Annotated in this window: 21 protein-coding genes; all 21 read left to right on the plus strand. The window is 60.2% G+C overall.

Going from position 1 to position 19,639, the window contains the following annotated elements; all coding sequences use genetic code 11:
* Positions 1–3 precede the first annotated feature (3 nt).
* Entirely contained in the window at positions 4–1,014 is a 1,011-nt protein-coding gene (gene plsX / locus J3P93_RS07905) for a phosphate acyltransferase PlsX (RefSeq protein WP_434596358.1), read from the plus strand.
* Between the two features lie 123 nt (positions 1,015–1,137).
* Positions 1,138–2,076 (plus strand): ACP S-malonyltransferase, encoded by a 939-nt coding sequence (gene fabD, locus J3P93_RS07910; protein WP_434596360.1) that lies wholly within the window; start codon positions 1,138–1,140, stop codon positions 2,074–2,076.
* A gap of 16 nt (positions 2,077–2,092) precedes the next feature.
* Positions 2,093–2,836 (plus strand): 3-oxoacyl-ACP reductase FabG, encoded by a 744-nt coding sequence (gene fabG, locus J3P93_RS07915; RefSeq protein WP_016770989.1) that lies wholly within the window; start codon positions 2,093–2,095, stop codon positions 2,834–2,836.
* Between the two features lie 196 nt (positions 2,837–3,032).
* Complete coding sequence (gene acpP, locus J3P93_RS07920; RefSeq protein ID WP_087265500.1) at positions 3,033–3,269, plus strand: acyl carrier protein; 237 nt, start codon at positions 3,033–3,035, stop codon at positions 3,267–3,269.
* Between the two features lie 108 nt (positions 3,270–3,377).
* Positions 3,378–4,622 (plus strand): beta-ketoacyl-ACP synthase II, encoded by a 1,245-nt coding sequence (gene fabF / locus J3P93_RS07925; RefSeq protein ID WP_203419001.1) that lies wholly within the window; start codon positions 3,378–3,380, stop codon positions 4,620–4,622.
* Positions 4,622–5,437: an aminodeoxychorismate lyase gene (gene pabC, locus J3P93_RS07930; protein ID WP_434596363.1), complete on the plus strand. Its 816-nt coding sequence runs from the start codon at positions 4,622–4,624 to the stop codon at positions 5,435–5,437. Before fabF ends, pabC begins: the two co-directional genes overlap by 1 nt.
* Positions 5,438–5,440: 3 nt before the next feature.
* On the plus strand, positions 5,441–6,613 hold the full coding sequence (gene mltG, locus J3P93_RS07935) for an endolytic transglycosylase MltG (RefSeq protein ID WP_434596365.1): 1,173 nt from the start codon (positions 5,441–5,443) through the stop codon (positions 6,611–6,613).
* 19 nt (positions 6,614–6,632) lie between these two features.
* On the plus strand, positions 6,633–7,265 hold the full coding sequence (gene tmk / locus J3P93_RS07940; protein ID WP_434596367.1) for a dTMP kinase: 633 nt from the start codon (positions 6,633–6,635) through the stop codon (positions 7,263–7,265).
* On the plus strand, positions 7,258–8,241 hold the full coding sequence (locus J3P93_RS07945; protein ID WP_434596369.1) for a DNA polymerase III subunit delta': 984 nt from the start codon (positions 7,258–7,260) through the stop codon (positions 8,239–8,241). The genes tmk and J3P93_RS07945 overlap by 8 nt, the downstream gene beginning before the upstream one ends.
* Before the next feature lie 42 nt (positions 8,242–8,283).
* On the plus strand, positions 8,284–8,640 hold the full coding sequence (locus J3P93_RS07950; RefSeq protein ID WP_203418993.1) for a PilZ domain-containing protein: 357 nt from the start codon (positions 8,284–8,286) through the stop codon (positions 8,638–8,640).
* Positions 8,641–8,652: 12 nt separating this feature from the next.
* On the plus strand, positions 8,653–9,444 hold the full coding sequence (locus J3P93_RS07955; RefSeq protein WP_434596372.1) for a TatD family hydrolase: 792 nt from the start codon (positions 8,653–8,655) through the stop codon (positions 9,442–9,444).
* Positions 9,445–9,794: 350 nt separating this feature from the next.
* On the plus strand, positions 9,795–10,433 hold the full coding sequence (locus J3P93_RS07960) for a TetR/AcrR family transcriptional regulator (RefSeq protein WP_090285183.1): 639 nt from the start codon (positions 9,795–9,797) through the stop codon (positions 10,431–10,433).
* 137 nt (positions 10,434–10,570) lie between these two features.
* The gene (locus J3P93_RS07965) at positions 10,571–11,539 is read left to right on the plus strand and encodes a GTP 3',8-cyclase MoaA (RefSeq protein ID WP_434596375.1); all 969 of its coding nucleotides are present in this window, start codon (positions 10,571–10,573) and stop codon (positions 11,537–11,539) included.
* A gap of 166 nt (positions 11,540–11,705) precedes the next feature.
* Positions 11,706–12,311, plus strand: coding sequence for a DUF4823 domain-containing protein (locus J3P93_RS07970; RefSeq protein ID WP_090285180.1), 606 nt, complete (start codon positions 11,706–11,708; stop codon positions 12,309–12,311).
* Positions 12,312–12,326: 15 nt separating this feature from the next.
* Positions 12,327–12,887, plus strand: coding sequence for a DUF1285 domain-containing protein (locus J3P93_RS07975; RefSeq protein WP_434596377.1), 561 nt, complete (start codon positions 12,327–12,329; stop codon positions 12,885–12,887).
* A gap of 193 nt (positions 12,888–13,080) precedes the next feature.
* Complete coding sequence (locus J3P93_RS07980) at positions 13,081–13,797, plus strand: FadR/GntR family transcriptional regulator (protein ID WP_434596379.1); 717 nt, start codon at positions 13,081–13,083, stop codon at positions 13,795–13,797.
* A gap of 128 nt (positions 13,798–13,925) precedes the next feature.
* Positions 13,926–14,801, plus strand: coding sequence for an SMP-30/gluconolactonase/LRE family protein (locus J3P93_RS07985; RefSeq protein ID WP_434596381.1), 876 nt, complete (start codon positions 13,926–13,928; stop codon positions 14,799–14,801).
* Between the two features lie 269 nt (positions 14,802–15,070).
* Positions 15,071–15,889, plus strand: a complete 819-nt coding sequence (locus J3P93_RS07990; RefSeq protein ID WP_434596384.1) for an SDR family oxidoreductase — start codon at positions 15,071–15,073, stop codon at positions 15,887–15,889.
* Between the two features lie 136 nt (positions 15,890–16,025).
* Positions 16,026–17,030, plus strand: a complete 1,005-nt coding sequence (locus tag J3P93_RS07995; RefSeq protein WP_434596386.1) for a substrate-binding domain-containing protein — start codon at positions 16,026–16,028, stop codon at positions 17,028–17,030.
* A 53-nt stretch (positions 17,031–17,083) separates the two neighbouring features.
* Positions 17,084–18,631: an L-arabinose ABC transporter ATP-binding protein AraG gene (gene araG, locus J3P93_RS08000; protein ID WP_434596388.1), complete on the plus strand. Its 1,548-nt coding sequence runs from the start codon at positions 17,084–17,086 to the stop codon at positions 18,629–18,631.
* 12 nt (positions 18,632–18,643) lie between these two features.
* Entirely contained in the window at positions 18,644–19,612 is a 969-nt protein-coding gene (gene araH, locus J3P93_RS08005) for an L-arabinose ABC transporter permease AraH (RefSeq protein ID WP_093106558.1), read from the plus strand.
* The last annotated feature ends 27 nt before the right edge of the window (positions 19,613–19,639 follow it).

Consider the following 19,639-nt stretch of genomic DNA (forward strand, 5'->3'; position numbering starts at 1 on the left):
CACTTGTCCGCTCAAGTCATCGCGATTGACGCAATGGGCGGGGACTTCGGTCCCCGCAGCATTGTTCAGGCCAGCCTTGCTTGCCTGTCTGCTACGCCCTCGCTGCACCTGACCCTCGTCGGTCAACCTTCCCTTCTTGAAGAACTGATCAACGGCCAATCGGCTGCCGATCGCGCGCGCCTGACGATTGTACCGGCCAGCGAAGTCATCACCATGGATGAAAAGCCGACCCAGGCCCTGCGTGGCAAGCCGGACTCGTCAATGCGTGTTGCCCTTGAGTTGTTGCGCGATGGCAAGGTTCAGGCCTGTGTCAGCGCCGGCAATACCGGTGCGTTGATGGCGTTGTCGCGGTTCGTGCTGAAGACCTTGCCGGGCATTGATCGCCCAGCGATGGTCGCCGCGATCCCGACGCAGACCGGCTATTGTCAGTTGCTCGATCTGGGCGCCAACGTCGATTGCAGCGCCGAACATCTGTTGCAGTTCGCCGTAATGGGCTCGGTGGCGGCGCAAACGCTGGGCATTCATCGCCCGCGCGTCGCTCTGCTGAACATCGGTACCGAAGACATCAAGGGCAATCAACAGGTCAAGCTGGCGGCAACGCTGTTGCAGGCGGCGCGTGGCATCAACTACATCGGTTTCATCGAAGGCGACGGTTTGTACCGTGGCGAGGCTGATGTGGTGGTGTGCGACGGTTTCGTCGGCAACATTCTGCTCAAATCCAGCGAAGGCCTGGCGACGATGATCGCTGGGCGCATCGAAGCGTTGTTCAAGAAGAATCTTGCCTCGCGGGCGGTGGGAGCGCTGGCGCTGCCACTGATGAAGCGCTTGCAGGCTGATCTGGCGCCGGCGCGACATAACGGCGCAAGCTTTCTCGGCTTGCAGGGCATTGTGGTGAAAAGTCATGGATCGGCCGGCGTTCAGGGTTTTCAGAGCGCGATTTCCCGTGCGCTGATCGAGATCCAGGAGAACTTGCCGGAGCGCCTCCACGGTCGTCTGGAGGACCTGTTGTCTTAGGCGTTTTCGTCGGACAATGCTTAAATGTGACCGCCCGGTTCAAAGGGCCATCCAAACTGTCAGTTTCTGGCGTCCCGAGCGGGGCGTTATTTTCCGACGACAAGATCATTAGGGGCTTGTTACATGTCTGCTTCCCTCGCATTCGTCTTTCCAGGACAGGGTTCGCAGTCCCTCGGCATGCTGGCCGAGCTGGGCGCGCAACATCCGCTGATCCTCGAAACCTTTCAAGAAGCCTCTGCTGCGCTGGGCTATGACCTCTGGGCGTTGACCCAGCAGGGCCCGGAAGAGCTGCTCAATCAAACCGACAAGACCCAACCGGCCATTCTGACCGCCTCGATCGCCCTGTGGCGTCTGTGGCTGGCGGAAGGTGGCGAGCGTCCGGCATTCGTTGCCGGCCACAGCCTGGGTGAATACAGCGCGCTGGTCGCCGCCGGTAGCCTGACCCTGGCGGATGCGGTCAAGCTCGTCGAGCGCCGCGGTCAGCTGATGCAGGAAGCGGTGCCGGCCGGGCAGGGCGGCATGGCTGCCATTCTCGGTCTGGAAGATGCTGATGTGCTGGCAGCTTGCGCTGAATCGGCACAAGGTGAGGTGGTCAGCGCAGTCAACTTCAACTCGCCAGGCCAAGTGGTGATCGCTGGGGCCAAGGCTGCCGTCGAGCGTGCCATCGAAGGCTGCAAGGCCCGTGGTGCCAAGCGCGCCATGCCGCTGCCGGTGAGCGTGCCGTCGCACTGCGAACTGATGCGTCCGGCTGCCGAGCGCTTTGCCGAGTCCATCGCTGCCATCGACTGGCAGGCACCGCAGATCCCGGTGGTACAGAACGTCAGCGCACAAGTGCCGGCTGATCTGGAAACCCTCAAGCGTGATCTGCTCGAACAACTCTACAAGCCAGTGCGCTGGGTCGAGTCGGTGCAGACGCTGGCCGCCAAAGGCGCGACCAATCTGGTCGAATGCGGTCCGGGCAAAGTCCTGGCCGGTCTGAACAAGCGCTGCGCCGAAGGCGTTGCGACTTCCAACCTCAATACCCCAGATGCCTTCGCTGCCGCTCGCGCAGCGCAGGCCTGAATCAGGAGAAACTTGCATGAGTCTGCAAGGTAAAGTTGCACTGGTCACCGGTGCAAGCCGCGGTATCGGCCAGGCCATCGCGCTGGAACTGGGTCGCCAGGGCGCTATCGTTGTCGGCACCGCGACCTCCGCGTCGGGCGCCGAGCGCATCGCCGCGACCCTGAAGGAAAACGGTATCCAGGGCGCAGGTTTCGAACTCAACGTCACCAGTGACGAATCGGTCAGCGCAGTGCTGGCGGGCATTCAGGAGCAGTTCGGTGCGCCAGTGGCGATTCTGGTCAATAATGCCGGCATTACCCGCGATAACCTGATGATGCGCATGAAAGACGATGAATGGTACGACGTGATCGATACCAACCTGAACAGTCTGTATCGCCTGTCCAAGGGCGTTCTGCGCGGCATGACCAAGGCGCGTTGGGGGCGAATTATCAGTATTGGCTCGGTGGTGGGTGCCATGGGCAACGCCGGCCAAGTAAACTATGCAGCCGCCAAGGCCGGTCTGGAAGGTTTCAGCCGGGCGATGGCGCGTGAAGTCGGTTCGCGTTCGATTACGGTCAACTCGGTGACCCCAGGGTTCATCGACACCGATATGACCCGCGAGCTGCCTGAAGCACAGCGTGAAGCCTTGCAGACGCAGATTCCGCTGGGTCGTCTGGGGCAAGCTCAAGAGATCGCGTCCGTGGTCGCTTTTCTTGCATCCGACGGTGCGGCATACGTTACCGGGGCTACAATCCCGGTGAACGGTGGGATGTACATGTAAGTAAAATGTGACGGATTGCTTCAAAAAAATGTCATACGAGCTGTCTAAAATCCGTTATAAAGCTGCAATCTATTTATAGGCAGAGGGTCGCAGGGTTTGAGGAGTGAAGCTTTCAGTTGAAAAACTGAAAAGTCTTTCTATACACTTACCCACTGGCCAGCTGCCTGAATTTGTCCATTAGGAGTGAAAACAAGGTATGAGCACCATCGAAGAGCGCGTCAAGAAAATCGTTGCCGAGCAACTGGGTGTCAAATCGGAAGAAGTAGTCAACACCGCTTCCTTCGTTGAAGACCTGGGTGCCGACTCCCTTGACACCGTTGAGCTGGTGATGGCTCTGGAAGAGGAATTCGAGACCGAAATCCCTGACGAAGAAGCTGAAAAGATCACTACTGTACAAGCTGCAATCGACTACGTTACTGCCCACCAGGCGTAATCGTTTTTAGTCGTCGCTAGCTGTCATGGAAAAACCGCACTGCCATTACGGCGTGCGGTTTTTTCTTTAGGCCTGATGCAAAGTCGTCATTCGAAAAAGGAGAGTGCTGTGTCGCGTAGACGCGTCGTAGTCACCGGTATGGGTATGTTGTCGCCACTGGGCACGGATGTGCCGAGCAGTTGGCAGGGCATTCTGGCTGGCCGCAGTGGCATTGGTCTGATCGAACACACCGACCTTTCTGCCTATTCCACCCGTTTCGGCGGCTCGGTCAAGGGCTTCAATGTCGAGGAATACCTGTCGGTCAAGGAAGCGCGCAAGCTCGACCTGTTCATTCAGTACGGCCTCGCCGCAGGCTTTCAAGCCGTGCGCAACGCCGGGCTGGAAGTCACTGACGCCAACCGTGAGCGCATCGGCGTTGCCATGGGTTCGGGGATCGGCGGTCTGACCAATATCGAAGAAACCAGCCGTACGCTGCATGAGACCGGCCCACGACGGATTTCGCCGTTCTTCGTGCCAGGCTCGATCATCAATATGATTTCCGGTTTCCTGTCCATCCATCTGGGTGCACAGGGACCTAACTACGCCATCGCCACTGCCTGTACTACGGGTACGCACTGCATTGGCATGGCGGCGCGCAACATCATGTACGACGAAGCCGACGTGATGATTGCCGGCGGTGCCGAAATGGCCGCGTGCGGTCTGGGCATGGGTGGCTTCGGCGCATCCCGTGCGCTGTCGACCCGTAACGACGAACCGACCCGTGCCAGCCGTCCGTGGGACAAGGGCCGTGATGGTTTCGTGCTGTCCGACGGTGCCGGTGCGTTGGTGCTCGAAGAACTCGAGCATGCCAAGGCGCGCGGCGCGACCATCTATGCCGAGCTGATCGGGTTCGGTACCAGCGGCGATGCCTTCCACATGACTTCGCCACCGGCCGATGGCGCCGGTGCCGCACGCTGCATCACCAATGCGCTGCGCGACGCGAAGATCAATGCCGATCAAGTGCAATACATCAACGCCCACGGCACCTCGACCCCGGCCGGCGACCTTGCCGAAGCCAATGCGATCAAGTCGGTATTCGGCGATCACGCCTACAAACTGGCGGTCAGCTCGACCAAGTCGATGACCGGTCACTTGTTGGGTGCAGCGGGCGCGGTCGAGGCGATCTTCAGCGTGCTGGCGATCAACAGCCAGGTGGCGCCGCCGACCATCAACCTCGATGAGCCGGACGAAGGCTGCGACCTCGATTTCGTGCCGCACACTGCGCGCAACATGGACATCGATGTCGTGCTGTCGAACTCCTTCGGTTTTGGCGGCACCAACGGCACCCTGGCGTTCCGCCGGTTCGCAGGCTGATGGACTGCTGGGTCGACGGTCAACCGGCTGACAGTCTGTCGCTGAAAGATCGCGGCCTGGCTTACGGCGATGGTCTGTTCGAGACCATTGCCGTGCGTGGCGGCCAGCCGATCCTGCTGGATCGGCATCTGGCGCGTCTGGCCGAGGGCTGTGCGCGGCTGGCCATCGCCGCCGATATCGAACTGATCGGCGACGAGCTGCTGCGCTATGCGGCAGCGCTGGGCGAGGGCGTGCTCAAACTCATCCTCACCCGTGGTGACGGTCAACGCGGTTATGCGCCTGATCCCGCAGCGCCGGGCCGACGCATTCTGCAAGGCAATCCTCCTGCCGCTTATCCCGCTGGCCATGCCGAGCACGGTATACGCCTGTTTCCGTGCACCACGCGGTTATCCCGGCAGCCGTTGCTGGCCGGGCTCAAACACCTCAATCGACTGGAACAGGTACTCGCCCGCGCCGAATGGCAGGACAGCGAGCACGCCGAGGGCTTGATGCTCGACCGCACCGGACGCGTCATTGAAGGTGTATTCAGCAACCTGTTCATCGTCCGCGACGGCGTATTGATCACTGCGGATTTGCAGCGCTGCGGCGTGGCCGGTGTGATGCGCGCAGAAATTTTGTTTCAGGCCGAGTCATTGGCCATCCCCAGCCAAATCACTGATATCCGCCTGGAACAGCTGCAGTGGGCCGATGAAGTGTTTGTCTGCAACAGCGTGTATGGCGTGTGGCCGGTACGCGCCTACGCTGCACTGAGCTGGCCGGTTGGTCCGCTCACCCGTAAACTGCAAACCCTTGCCCGCGCCCTATTGGATGCCTGATTTGTGAGACGTAAACTTTTGCTGCTGCTGGAAACCGGACTGGTTCTGGCAGGGCTGCTGTTGGGCGCCAGCGCCTGGAAGATTCACAGCGCGCTGGAACAGCCTCTGACCATCACGCAGGAACAACTGCTGGATGTGCCGAAAGGCTCGACGCCGACCCGTACTTTCCTTTCTCTCGAAACCGATGGCGTCATCAAGGACGCGTTCTGGCTGCGCGTGTATTGGCGCTTCAACCTCGCCGGCACGCCCATCCACAGCGGCGAATACCGCATGCAGCCGGGCATGACCGTCAACGGTCTGATCGACTCGTGGAAGCGCGGCGATGTGGTGCAATACAGCCTGACGCTGGTCGAGGGCTGGAATTTCCATCAAGTGCGCGCTGCATTGGCCAAGGACGAAAAGCTCGAACAGACCCTGAACGGTTTGAGCGACAGCGACGTCATGGCGAGGATCGGCCATAAAGGCTTGTTCCCGGAAGGACGCTTCTTCCCTGACACCTACCGCTTCGTGCGCGGCATGTCCGATGCCGAGCTGCTGAAAAAGGCCTTTGATCGTCTCGACGAAGTGCTGGCCAAGGAGTGGGAAAAACGTTCCGCCGATGTGCCTTACAAAGAGCCGTATCAGGCGCTGATCATGGCGTCGCTGGTCGAGAAGGAAACCGGCGTACCGCAGGAGCGCGGGCAGATTGCCGGGGTCTTCGTGCGCCGCCTGGCGCTGGGCATGCAACTGCAAACCGACCCGACGGTGATCTACGGCCTCGGTGAGCGCTACACCGGCAAGCTGACCCGTGCGCACCTGAAAGAACCGACGCCGTACAACACCTACGTGATTCCTGGCCTGCCGCCAACACCGATCGCGATGGTCGGGCGTGAAGCGATTCATGCTGCGCTGAATCCGGTGGAAGGCACCAGCCTGTATTTTGTCGCCCGTGGTGACGGCAGCCACGTGTTTTCCGATGATCTGGATGCGCACAACAATGCGGTGCGCGAGTATCAACTCAAGCGCCGTGCCGATTACCGCTCCAGCCCGGCGCCGGCAACAGCGCCGGAAACCCCGGCAAGCGATGAAGCGATTCCGCCAGCCTCGCCCAATCCCGCGCCGGAGACACTGCCGCAGGTCGCGCCGCAGGAGCCTGCGCCGGCACCGGATGCCGCTGCCCCCGAAAATGCGCAATGACTTTGATTAAGGACTGCCTGTGACTGGCTTGTTTATTACCCTCGAAGGCCCGGAAGGCGCCGGCAAAAGCACCAATCGCGAATACCTCGCCGAGCGCCTGCGCGCCGCCGGTATCGAGGTCGTGCTGACCCGTGAGCCGGGTGGCACGCCACTGGCGGAGCGGATTCGCGATGTGCTGCTGGCCCCGGCCGACGAGGTCATGAACCCCGATACCGAACTGTTGCTGGTCTTCGCCGCGCGCGCGCAGCATCTGGCCGAGGTGATTCGTCCGGCGTTGGTCCGTGGCGCCGTGGTGCTGTGTGACCGTTTTACCGACTCGACATACGCCTATCAGGGCGGCGGTCGCGGCTTGTCGCTGGAACGCATCGCCACGCTGGAAAGCTTCGTGCAGGGTGATCTGCGCCCGGACCTGACGTTGATTTTCGACCTGCCAGTGGAAATCGGCCTGGCGCGTGCCAGCGCTCGCGGCCGGCTGGATCGTTTCGAGCTGGAAGGGCGGGCCTTTTTCGAAGCGGTGCGCAGTGCCTTTCTTAAACGTGCCGAAGCCGATCCTGCGCGCTATGTGCGGATCGACGCCGGTCAGCCGCTGAGCAAGGTGCAACAATCGCTGGATACGCTGATTCCGAACCTGGTGGAGCTGAGCCGTGGCTGAGGCCTATCCGTGGCAGGACAGCCTCTGGCAGCAACTGGCCGGGCGTAGCCAGCACGCTCACGCGTATCTGCTGCACGGCCCGGCCGGGATCGGCAAGCGGGCCCTGGCCGAGCGTCTGATGGCGAGTTTGCTGTGTCAGCGTCCGACCCCGGAAGCCTGCGGCGACTGCAAATCCTGCCTGCTGCTCAAGGCTGGCAGCCACCCGGACAACTTCATTCTCGAGCCCGAAGAAGCCGACAAGGCCATCAAGGTCGACCAGGTTCGCGATCTGGTCAGTTTCGTGGTGCAGACCGCGCAACTGGGCGGACGCAAAGTGGTGCTGATCGAGCCGGTCGAGTCGATGAATATCAACGCCGCCAACGCCTTGCTCAAGAGTCTTGAAGAGCCGTCCGGCGATACCGTGTTGCTGCTGGTCAGCCACCAGACCAGTCGTTTGCTGCCGACGATCAAGAGCCGCTGCGTGCAGCAGGCTTGTCCATTGCCGGGTGAGGCGATGAGTCTGCAGTGGCTTGCGCAAGCGTTGCCGGAATGTTCCGAAGACGAGCGGGTCGAACTGCTGACGCTGGCGGCCGGCTCGCCGTTGATGGCGGTCAGCCTGCAAGCCCAAGGCGTACGCGAGCAGCGCGCGCAGGTGGTCGAAGGCGTGAAAAAGTTGCTCAAGGGCCAGCAGTCGCCAACGCAATTGGCCGAGGAATGGAAAAACATTCCGATGCTGCGCCTGTTCGACTGGTTCTGCGACTGGTCGAGCCTGATCCTGCGTTATCAGCTGACTCAGGACGAGGCAGGTCTCGGTCTGCCTGACATGCGCAAGGTCGTGCAGTACCTGGCACAGAAAAGTGCACAAGGCAAAGTCCTCGATATTCACGACTGGATTCTCGCCCAGCGCCAGAAGGTGCTGAGCAAGGCCAACCTCAATCCTGCGTTGCTGCTGGAAGCATTGTTGGTGCAATGGGCGGGATTGCCTGGTCAAAGATAGAAATGTGTACCTAGACTCTGAGCATCAGCAGTGGAGGTGAACATGCTTGAACCGATCAGCCCCGGCCCGCGCAACGGCATCCTGTCCCTGACGATCAAGGACAAATCCGTGCTGTATGCCGCCTACATGCCATTCATCAAGAACGGTGGCTTGTTCATCCCGACCAACAAGAATTACCGGTTGGGCGACGAGGTATTCATGCTGCTCAATCTGATGGACGAGGCGGAGAAGATCCCGGTTGCCGGCAAGGTCGCCTGGATCACGCCCAAAGGGGCGCAAGGCAATCGTGCCGCCGGTGTCGGCGTGCAGTTCAACGATGGCGACAACACCGCGCGCAGTCGCATCGAAACTCATCTGGCCGGAGCGTTGAAGTCCGACCGTCCCACTCACACGATGTAAGTTGCCGTTTTTATGCTCGTAGATTCCCATTGTCACCTCGATCGCCTTGACCTCGCCGCCCATGACGGCTCGCTGGATGCTGCGCTCGATGCAGCTCGCGGACGCGGTGTCGGGCACTTTCTGTGCATTGGTGTCAGCGCCAACAACGCCGCCGACGTCAAAGCCCTCGCCGAGCGCTACAGCGATGTCGATTGCTCGGTCGGCGTGCACCCGCTCGACGTCCAGCCCGGCGCGGCGCCAGCGCTCGACTGGCTGCTGCACGAACTCGATCACCCGAAAGTGGTGGCAATCGGCGAAACCGGTCTCGACTACCACTACGAACCGGAAGCCGCCGAGCTGCAGCAGGCGTCCTTCCGCCTGCACTTGCAAGCCGCGCAACAGACCGGCAAGCCAGTGATCATTCACACTCGCGGTGCCCGTGCCGACACGCTTGAGCTGCTGCGCGAAGCGGCATTGCCCCAGGCCGGTGTGCTGCACTGTTTCACTGAAGACTGGGACATGGCCAAAGCCGCGCTGGACATGGGTTACTACATTTCCCTGTCGGGCATCGTCACCTTCCGCAATGCCGAGGCCTTGCGCGATGTCGCCAGCAAAGTGCCGGCCGATCGCTTGCTGGTGGAGACCGATTCGCCGTATCTGGCGCCGATCCCTTATCGCGGCAAGCCCAACCTGCCGCAGTATGTGCGCGAGGTGGCGGAGTTTCTGGCGATGCTGCGCGGCGAGAACTACGAGCGCTTTGCCGAGCAGACCACCGAGAACTTCAAGCGTCTGTTCCCTTTGGCTAGTGTCAGATCTGCCCTGTAGCGGCTGGCCAAATCGCAGGCAAAAAAAACCCGGGTTCTGGGGGGTGAATCCGGGTTAAGACCATTAGGAGTAAAACAAAGGCACGCGGTCCGTTGGTACCTTTATCGGCGCGACACTTGGGGGAGATGTCGCCCGACAGTTCAAGTATTGATCAGTCTGGCGTGCAGTCCAGTAAGCCGGTCGGGGTTTTTAAACAAATTTGGAATACGTTTGCTTCAGTTGAGTTCTCATTGCCCCTGAAACGTTCGCAAAATGAACGGCAAACACAGATATGGTCGATGATCCGTGCATTTTTGCGCAAGTTAGGCATAATACGCGGCTTCGTATTTTGACCCTTCAGACCTTTTCTTATGCACAAAGAACCTCGTAAGGTCCGTGAGTTTCGTCGCCGCGAGCAGGAAATTCTCGATACCGCGCTCAAGCTGTTCCTCGAACAAGGTGAAGACAGTGTCACCGTCGAGATGATTGCGGATGCCGTGGGTATCGGCAAAGGCACGATCTACAAGCATTTCAAATCCAAGGCGGAGATTTATCTGCGCCTGATGCTCGATTACGAGCGCGATTTGAACGAGCTGCTGCATTCGGCTGACGTCGACAAGGACAAGGAAGCGCTGTCCCGCGCCTACTTCGAATTCCGCATGCGTGACCCGCAGCGCTATCGCCTGTTCGACCGTCTCGAAGAGAAAGTCGTCAAAGGCAATCAGGTTCCGGAAATGGTCGAGGAGCTGCACAAGATCCGTGCCTCGAACTTCGAACGCCTGACCCTGCTGATCAAGGGGCGCATCAGCGAAGGCAAGCTTGAAGACGTGCCACCGTACTTCCATTACTGCGCCGCCTGGGCGCTGGTGCACGGCGCTGTTGCGCTGTACCACTCGCCGTTCTGGAGCAATGTGCTGGAAGATCAGGAAGGCTTCTTCCAGTTCCTGATGGATATCGGCGTGCGCATGGGCAACAAGCGCAAGCGCGACCCGGAAACGCCAAGCAGCTGAGCCATTCAGCAGCCTTATTGCGCCGTGAATTCGTTACATGTCGCAATACCGCAGGAATATACTCAGGCATAGGGCTTGCTAAAACTTGAATTCTGAGTCAAGTTTTGGCCGCTCGATTTTCCATCGCCGGAGTGATCATGATCGTTGACCGTCAAGGCAGGCGTTTTCGCAATTTGCGCATCAGCCTGACTTCCGCCTGCAATTACGCCTGTACCTACTGCGTGCCCAACGGCAAGCGGCTGGTGGCGGCGCAGGATGAGCTGTCGGCTGAGGCCATGGCCCGCGGCGTGGCGTATCTGATCGAAGCGGCCGGCATCGAGCGCTTGCGCATCACTGGCGGCGAGCCGCTGGTCAGCCCCAAGCTTGAATCGTTCATGAGCGCCGTCGGCAAGATGGGCCTGGACGACATCAGCCTGACCACCAACGGCCAGCTCCTGACGAAAAAACTGCCCTTGCTGGTCGATGCTGGTTTGCGCCGCATCAACGTCTCCCTCGATACCCTTGATCCGGCAGCGTTCCGCAGCATCGCCCGTGGCGGTGATCTGGCCAGCGTGCTCGACGGTATGCAACAGGCCGCAGCGGCGGGCATGAAGATCAAGGTCAACATGGTGCCGTTGCGCGGGCAAAACCTCGATCAGGTGATGCCGTTGCTTGATTACTGCCTGGAACGCGGATTCGAATTGCGTTTCATCGAGCTGATGCGCATGGGCCATCTGGCCAAGGACTCCAATGCGTTCCTGCAGCAGTTCGTCAGTCTCGAGCAATTGCTCGGCCTGATCGGCGAGCGCTACGAATATGCGCAGACCGACGCGCCGATCGACGCCACGGCGGTTCGTTATGCGATTCCCGGTTTGGGTAACTTTGGCGTGATCGCCAACGAAAGCGTGCCGTTCTGCCGCACCTGCTCGCGCCTGCGCCTGTCCTCGACCGGTTGGCTGCATGGCTGCCTGTCGTCGAGCAACCGCCACTATGTCGGTGATCTGCTCGACAAGCCGCGCCATGAGGCACTGCCGGCATTGCAACGCTTGCTGATCAAGGCGTTGGGGGACAAGCAGGAGGTGGCGTTTTCCGGTGGTGCGACGGTCATGAAGATTATCGGCGGCTGACTATCGTCATCGCCAGCAGGCTGGCTCCCACAGTGTTTTGCGCAATCCTGTGGGAGCCAGCCTGCTGGCGATGCGATCTACAAGTCAGCAATTTCCAGAGCTGGCGCAAAAGCTGCATTCAACGGCCATTCGCCGGTTTTCCGTCACCGGCTTCTGGAGGAATAGGATGCGTAGCCTGGTTTTGCTGCTGGCCGTTTTGGCGCTTGGCGGCTGTATGACTGTCAGCGATATGGCCGAAGGCACTCGCTACCAGATGAGCGATGCCGGTTTGCTGGATCACAGCGACAGCCGTCGCGTGAACAATTTCCGCATTCAGCCGGACTCGTTCATCTACATCGCTCAGGGCGCTTTTGCACCGCCGGGCGGTTCCTATCCGCGGCCTAACGTGGTCGCCGAAGAAGCCTTCAAGGGCTTCGTCGAATACTTCCCGATGGTCCGCCGCGCCCGCGCTCCCGAAGGCCTTGATCAAGCCATGGGCGAAGCTCGCGACGCCGGCGCGCATTACTTGCTGTACACGCGTTTCGCCAAGGCTGATGACCGCATCGGCAACTCCGATGAGTGGCTCGATCAGGAAGCGGTCGACCGCCTCGGTATCGACGGCGGGGTGATTCAGATCATGTTGATCGAGACCAGCACCCAGTATTTGATTGATACTGCACGGATCAAAAGCCGTGGCGGTTTACTGACGTTCCACGACAACAAGCCTGAAGACCTGATCGGCCCGCCACTGGCGCAATACGCGCGCAGCTTGCTGGGGATCGGCAACCAATAACCGAAGGAGGACGCCATGAGTGGCCCGCAAAAAGCCAATGACCTGTTGGGACAGATCCCCAAAACCAAAGGCCTGCCGCCGGTGCACTTGTGGAACCCGGACTTCTGCGGCGACATCGACATGCGCATCGCCCGCGACGGCACCTGGTATTACCTGGGCACGCCGATCGGGCGCAAGCCGATGGTCAAGCTGTTCTCGACGATCATCCGCCGCGACGGCGATGACTATTTCCTGATCACGCCGGTCGAGAAGGTCGGCATCAAGGTCGACGACGCGCCGTTCGTGGCGATCGCCGTTGAGGTGGAAGGTGAGGGCGAGGCGCAAGTGCTGCGCTTCACGACCAACGTCGATGAAACCACCGAGGCCGGACCTGAGCATCCGCTGCGTGTCGAGACTGATCCGACGACGCAGGAGCCAGCGCCCTACGTACATGTGCGCACTAATCTTGAAGCGCTGATCCACCGCAACGTGTTCTACGAGTTGGTCGAGTTGGCCGTCAGCCGCGAGATCGACGGCCAGCGCTGGCTGGGTGTCTGGAGCAGCGGCGAGTTCTTCCGCATCGGTCTCGAACCCTAGAACACATACCCCTTGTAGGAGTGAGCCTGCTCGCGATAGCGGTGTATCAGTCAAGGCACTGTCGACTGTCACACCGCAATCGCGAGCAGGCTCACTCCTACATGGGTTTTATATTCCAGCTGAAAAATCCCGTTGACTGTTATTCGTATGATGATTAGCGTAAGCACCCATCGCGAACCGCTTTGAGGTGTTCATGTCCAGCAGCTTTCATGCGTCAACCGTTGACTGGCTGGGCAGCTGGATCGCCGCGGGCCAGGTGCGGGCGGGGCAGACCATCAAGGTCGAGGCGGATCTGGGCGAACAGCTCGGGGTCAGCCGCACGGTGATTCGCGAAGCGATAAAAACCCTCGTCGCCAAAGGCATGCTCGAAGTCGGGCCGAAAGTCGGCACGCGGGTCTTGCCGGTGCGGCGCTGGAACCTGTTCGACCCGCAAGTGGTCGGCTGGCTGTCGCGCAACGGTTTGCCAGAGAACTTCGTCGACGACCTGCTCGACTTGCGTCGTACCATCGAGCCGATGGCGGTGCGTTGGGCCTGTGAACGCGCAACCCCGGAGCAGATCGAAGCAGTGAAACTGGCCTATCACGCGCTCGAACGTGCGGTGGACAGCGGCATCGATTACAACCGCGCCGATCAGGCCTTTCACGAATGCATTCTCGCCGCCAGCCACAATCAGTTTATTGAACAGATGGTCCCGGCCCTCGGCGCGCTGCTCGCGGTGTCGTTCGAGGTGTCGGCCGCCGACCCGGATGAACTGCGTCGCACGTTACCGATCCACAAGGACATGGCCGATGCCATCGCCGCCCGCGACTCAACGCGCGGCGTGTGGGCCTGCATGACCTTGATCGACAACGCCGATCTGGCGATAAAACGGTTTTACCCGAAAGTCATGGCCGACAAAAAAGCCAGCTGAACACACAGATCCCCTGTAGGAGTGAGCCTGCTCGCGATGAGGCCAGTCAGTTGATATCAACGTCACTGATACACAGCGATCGCGAGCAGGCTCACTCCTACAGAAAACAACAATAATGGAGCCCTCAAATGCAGTGGACCGCCCTGACCGAACACCGCGCCCAGCTCGGTGAAGGTCCTTTCTGGGACGCGCCGACCCAGGCGCTGTACTGGGTCGATATTGCCGGCAAACAGGCGCTGCGTCTGATTGGCCAGAACGTGCAGATCTGGCAGATGCCCGAGCATGTGTCCGCGTTCATTCCGTGCAGCAGCGGCGATGCGTTGGTGACCCTGAGCAGCGGCGTTTATCGCCTCGATCTCGACTCGCCGGGCCTCGAACCGAAGCTGACGCTGTTTTGCGTCGCCGACCCGCAACCCGGCAACCGGCCCAACGAGGCGCGCTGCGATGCACAAGGCCGGTTGTGGCTTGGCACCATGCAGAACAACATCGGCGAGCAGGGTGAAGACCTGCCGATCGTGCGCCGCTCCGGCGGTTTGTTCCGGGTCGATCCGGATCAACGCGTGACGCCGTTGCTGCTCAATCTGGGCATACCCAATACCCTGCTGTGGAGCGACGACGGTACGAAACTGCTGTTCGGCGACAGCCTCGACAGCACGCTCAATCAATATTTCATCCGCACCGACGGCAGTCTCGACGATGCGCAGGTTTTTTATAATTCCGATCAGCACGGTGGCCCGGACGGCTCGGCGATGGACGCTGAAGGTTATGTGTGGAATGCGCGCTGGGACGGCAGTTGTCTGCTGCGTCTGTCGCCCGAAGGCGTGATTGATCGCAAGATCGATTTACCTATCAGCCGCCCGACCAGTTGCGTATTCGGCGGTGCGGACCTGAAAACCCTGTACATCGCCAGCGCCCAGAGCCCGTACGACCATCCGCTGGACGGCGCGGTGCTGTCGATGCGCGTCGATATTGCAGGAAAGCTCTGTACGCGTTTTGCCGGTTAAATCTCATAATATGGGATGCAAAATTATATATTGAGATTATTTGGCGGTCGGGTTTATAGTCGGCTCCAGCAGTAACACGCACTCACACTTAAAAAGAACAAAACAGGTGAAGTGATGCAGCGAATATCCATCGCACTCCCGCGCGGAGTCCGTCTCTCGCCACGGCTTGAAGTCGTGGCGCGCACTTGCCTGTTCAATTCTTCACGTCTTGCAAACCGGACATCGGTTGATGCCCGGTTTTTTTGCGCCTGCGAAAAGGGGGCCTGACCGTGGCTGAAGCGCTTACTCTGCCGCTGGTGCCTGCGCCACCTCAAGGTGAACGCCTGCGCGGCAAAGTCGTGTTGCTGACCGGCGCCGCGCAAGGCATCGGTGAAGCCATCGTCGCTGCGTTTGCCTGCCAACAGGCAAAATTGCTGATCAGCGACATTCAGGCTGAGAAAGTCGAAAGCGTCGCCGCACACTGGCGCGCCCAAGGGTACGACGTGCAAGCCATGCAGGCCGACGTTTCGCGTCAGGCAGATCTCAATGCGGTGGCCAAACGCGCCGTTGAATTGCACGGGCGCATCGACGTGCTGGTCAACTGCGCCGGGGTCAACGTGTTCCGTGATCCGCTGGAAATGACCGAAGAAGACTGGCGCCGTTGCTTCGCCATCGATCTGGACGGCGCCTGGTACGGCTGCAAAGCGGTACTGCCGCAGATGCTCGAACAAGGCGTGGGCAGCATCATCAATATCGCCTCGACCCATTCCAGCCACATCATTCCCGGCTGCTTCCCGTATCCCGTAGCCAAACACGGTTTGCTCGGCCTGACCCGCGCGCTGGGCATCGAATACGCGCCCAAAGGCATTCGGGTCAACGCCATCGCCCCGGGCTACATCGAAACGCAACTGAACGTCGACTACTGGAACGGTTTCGCCGACCCGCACGCCGAGCGCCAACGCGCGTTCGACCTGCACCCGCCGAAACGCATCGGCCAGCCGTTGGAAGTGGCGATGACGGCGGTGTTTCTCGCCAGCGACGAAGCGCCGTTTATCAACGCTTCGTGTATCACCATCGATGGTGGGCGCTCGGTGATGTACCACGACTGAACAAACGTATTCGCAGCGCTGAACTACGCTTGCAATCCAATCATCATACGATATGACTATTTTCAACACGCTCCACTGAGAACACGCTTCAACGCTTTTCAAACCTTGCTCAAAAAAAATAACAAGGAGTCATCTGATGAAACGTCGATTCGGGATTCGTACCCTGTGCAGCACTGCCCTGGCGGTCACTGCGTTCAGCCTGAGCAGTGCGCTGCTCGCTGCCGACGCGGTGAAGATCGGTTTTCTGGTCAAGCAGGCCGAAGAACCGTGGTTCCAGACCGAGTGGGCCTTCGCCGAGAAAGCCGCCAAGGACAAAGGCTTTGAACTGATCAAGATCGCCGTACCCGATGGCGAGAAAACCCTCTCGGCCATCGACAGCCTTGCGGCCAATGGCGCCAAGGGCTTCGTGATCTGCCCGCCGGATGTGTCCCTCGGCCCGGCGATCATGGCCAAAGCCAAAATCAACGATCTCAAGGTAATCGCAGTCGACGATCGTTTCGTCGACGCCAACGGCAAATTCATGGAAGACGTGCCTTACCTCGGCATGGCTGCGTTCGAAGTCGGCCAGAAGCAGGGCGCCGCCATGGCCGCCGAAGCGAAAAAGCGTAACTGGGACTGGAAAGACACCTACGCGGTGGTCAACACCTACAACGAACTTGATACCGGCAAGAAGCGCACCGACGGTTCGGTCGATGCCCTGAAGAAGGCCGGCATGCCGGAAGATCACATCCTCTTCGCCGCACTGAAAACCCTCGACGTACCGGGCAGCATGGACGCCACCAACTCGGCATTGGTGAAGCTGCCAAGCGCGGCGAAAAACCTGATCATCGGCGGCATGAACGACAACACCGTGCTCGGCGGCGTGCGCGCCACCGAAGCAGCCGGTTTCGCCGCGACCAACGTAATCGGCATTGGCATCAACGGCACCGACGCCATCGGCGAATTGAAAAAGCCTGACAGCGGCTTCTTCGGCTCCATGCTGCCAAGCCCGCACATCGAAGGGTACAAGACCGCCGAGATGATGTACGAGTGGATCACCGCCGGCAAAGAGCCGCCGAAGTACACCGCCATGGATGACGTCACCCTGATCACCCGCGAAAACTTCAAGCAAGAGCTGGAAAAAATCGGCCTGTGGAACTGACGCAGCGACGGCCCGGTCAGCCGGGCCGTTTATCGGTGTGAAGAGGTGGCTTTATGCACGCGCAAGTACAGACACAAGAACAACACAGCGCCAGCGGCAGCCTGCGTTTCAACGGGATCGGCAAGACCTTTCCCGGCGTGAAGGCGCTGGACGGCATCAGTTTCGTCGCACATCCCGGCCAGGTTCATGCGCTGATGGGCGAGAACGGCGCTGGCAAATCGACCCTGCTGAAAATCCTCGGTGGCGCTTACATCCCGAACAGCGGCGAGCTGCAGATCGGCGAGCAGACCATGGCGTTCAAATCGACTGCCGACAGCATTGGCAGCGGCGTCGCGGTGATTCACCAGGAACTGCATCTGGTTCCGGAAATGACCGTCGCCGAGAACCTGTTTCTCGGGCATTTACCGGCCAGTTTCGGTTTGATCAATCGCGGTGAACTGCGCCAGAAGGCCTTGAATTGCCTCAAAGGCCTGGCCGATGAAATCGACCCGCAGACCAAGGTCGGGCGCCTGTCGCTCGGCCAGCGCCAGTTGGTGGAAATCGCCAAAGCCTTGTCGCGCGGCGCTCATGTGATTGCCTTCGACGAACCGACCAGCAGTTTGTCGGCACGCGAGATCGATCGCTTGATGGCGATCATCGGTCGCCTGCGCGACGAAGGCAAAGTGGTGCTTTACGTGTCCCATCGCATGGAAGAAGTGTTCCGTATCTGCGACGCCGTCACGGTGTTCAAGGACGGTCGCTACGTGCGTACCTTCGATGACATGAGCCAGCTGACCCACGATCAACTGGTGACCTGCATGGTCGGTCGCGACATTCAGGACATCTACGATTACCGCCATCGCCCGCGTGGCGCCGTGGCGCTGAAAGTTGACGGCTTGCTCGGCCCGGGGCTGCGCGAACCGATCAGTTTCGAAGCGCACAAAGGCGAGATCCTCGGCTTGTTCGGGCTGGTCGGGGCAGGGCGCACCGAGCTGTTTCGGCTGCTCAGTGGCCTGGAGCGCAACACCGCTGGGCGTCTGGAGTTGCGCGGGCACGAACTGAAACTGCGCTCGCCGCGCGACGCGATTGCCGCCGGCATTCTGCTGTGCCCGGAGGACCGCAAGAAGGAAGGCATTATTCCGCTGGCGAGCGTCGCCGAGAACATCAACATCAGTGCCCGTGGCGCGCATTCGAGCCTCGGCTGCCTGATTCGCGGGCTGTGGGAGAAGGGCAACGCCGACAAGCAGATCAAGGCGTTGAAAGTCAAAACGCCGCATGCCGGCCAGCAGATCAAATTCCTCTCTGGCGGCAATCAGCAGAAGGCCATTCTCGGCCGCTGGCTGTCGATGCCGATGAAAGTCCTGCTGCTCGACGAACCGACCCGCGGCATCGACATCGGTGCCAAAGCGGAGATTTACCAGATCATCCATAACCTCGCCGCCGACGGTATTTCGGTGATCGTGGTGTCCAGCGACCTGATGGAAGTGATGGGCATTTCCGACCGCATTCTGGTGCTGTGCGAAGGCGCCCTGCGCGGCGAAGTCAACCGCGACCAGGCCAATGAATCCAACCTGCTGCAACTGGCTTTGCCGCGCCACCGCGCTGACGGCGTGGCGAACTGAGAGGTGACTATGATGACAACCCAAAACGAAACCCTGCCGACCGAGCGCAAACCGTTGGACATGCGGCGCTTCCTCGACGACTGGGTCATGCTGCTGGCGGCGATCGGCATCTTCATTGCCTGCACGCTGTTGATCGATAACTTCCTTTCGCCGTTGAACATGCGCGGGCTGGGCCTGGCGATTTCCACCACCGGCATCGCCGCGTGCACCATGTTGTATTGCCTTGCATCAGGGCATTTCGACCTGTCGGTCGGCTCGGTAATCGCCTGCGCCGGTGTGGTTGCGGCGGTGGTGATGCGCGACACCAACAGCGTGTTTCTCGGCGTCAGCGCGGCACTGGCGATGGGCCTGATCGTTGGCCTGATCAACGGCATCGTGATCGCCAAACTGCGCGTCAACGCCCTGATCACCACGCTGGCGACCATGCAGATCGTCCGCGGGCTGGCCTACATTTTTGCCAATGGCAAAGCGGTCGGCGTGTCGCAGGAGTCGTTCTTCGTCTTCGGTAACGGCCAGTTGTTCGGCGTGCCGGTGCCGATCCTGATCACCATCGTCTGCTTCCTGTTCTTCGGCTGGCTGCTGAACTACACCACCTACGGGCGCAACACCATGGCCATCGGTGGCAACCAGGAAGCGGCGCTGCTGGCGGGCGTCAACGTTGACCGGACCAAGATCATCATCTTCGCCGTGCACGGTTTGATCGGTGCGCTGGCCGGGGTGATTCTGGCGTCGCGGATGACTTCCGGGCAGCCGATGATCGGCCAGGGTTTCGAACTGACGGTGATCTCGGCCTGCGTGCTGGGCGGGGTGTCGCTGAGCGGCGGGATCGGCATGATCCGCCATGTGATTGCTGGGGTGCTGATTCTGGCGATCATCGAGAATGCGATGAACCTGAAGAACATCGACACGTTTTATCAGTATGTGATTCGTGGTTCGATTCTGTTGCTGGCCGTGGTGATTGACCGACTGAAACAACGCTGAATCCATCCCCAACACGAAAACCTGTGG

The sequence above is a fragment of the Pseudomonas sp. R3-57 genome (assembly GCF_051132065.1).
Classification (GTDB): Bacteria; Pseudomonadota; Gammaproteobacteria; order Pseudomonadales; family Pseudomonadaceae; genus Aquipseudomonas.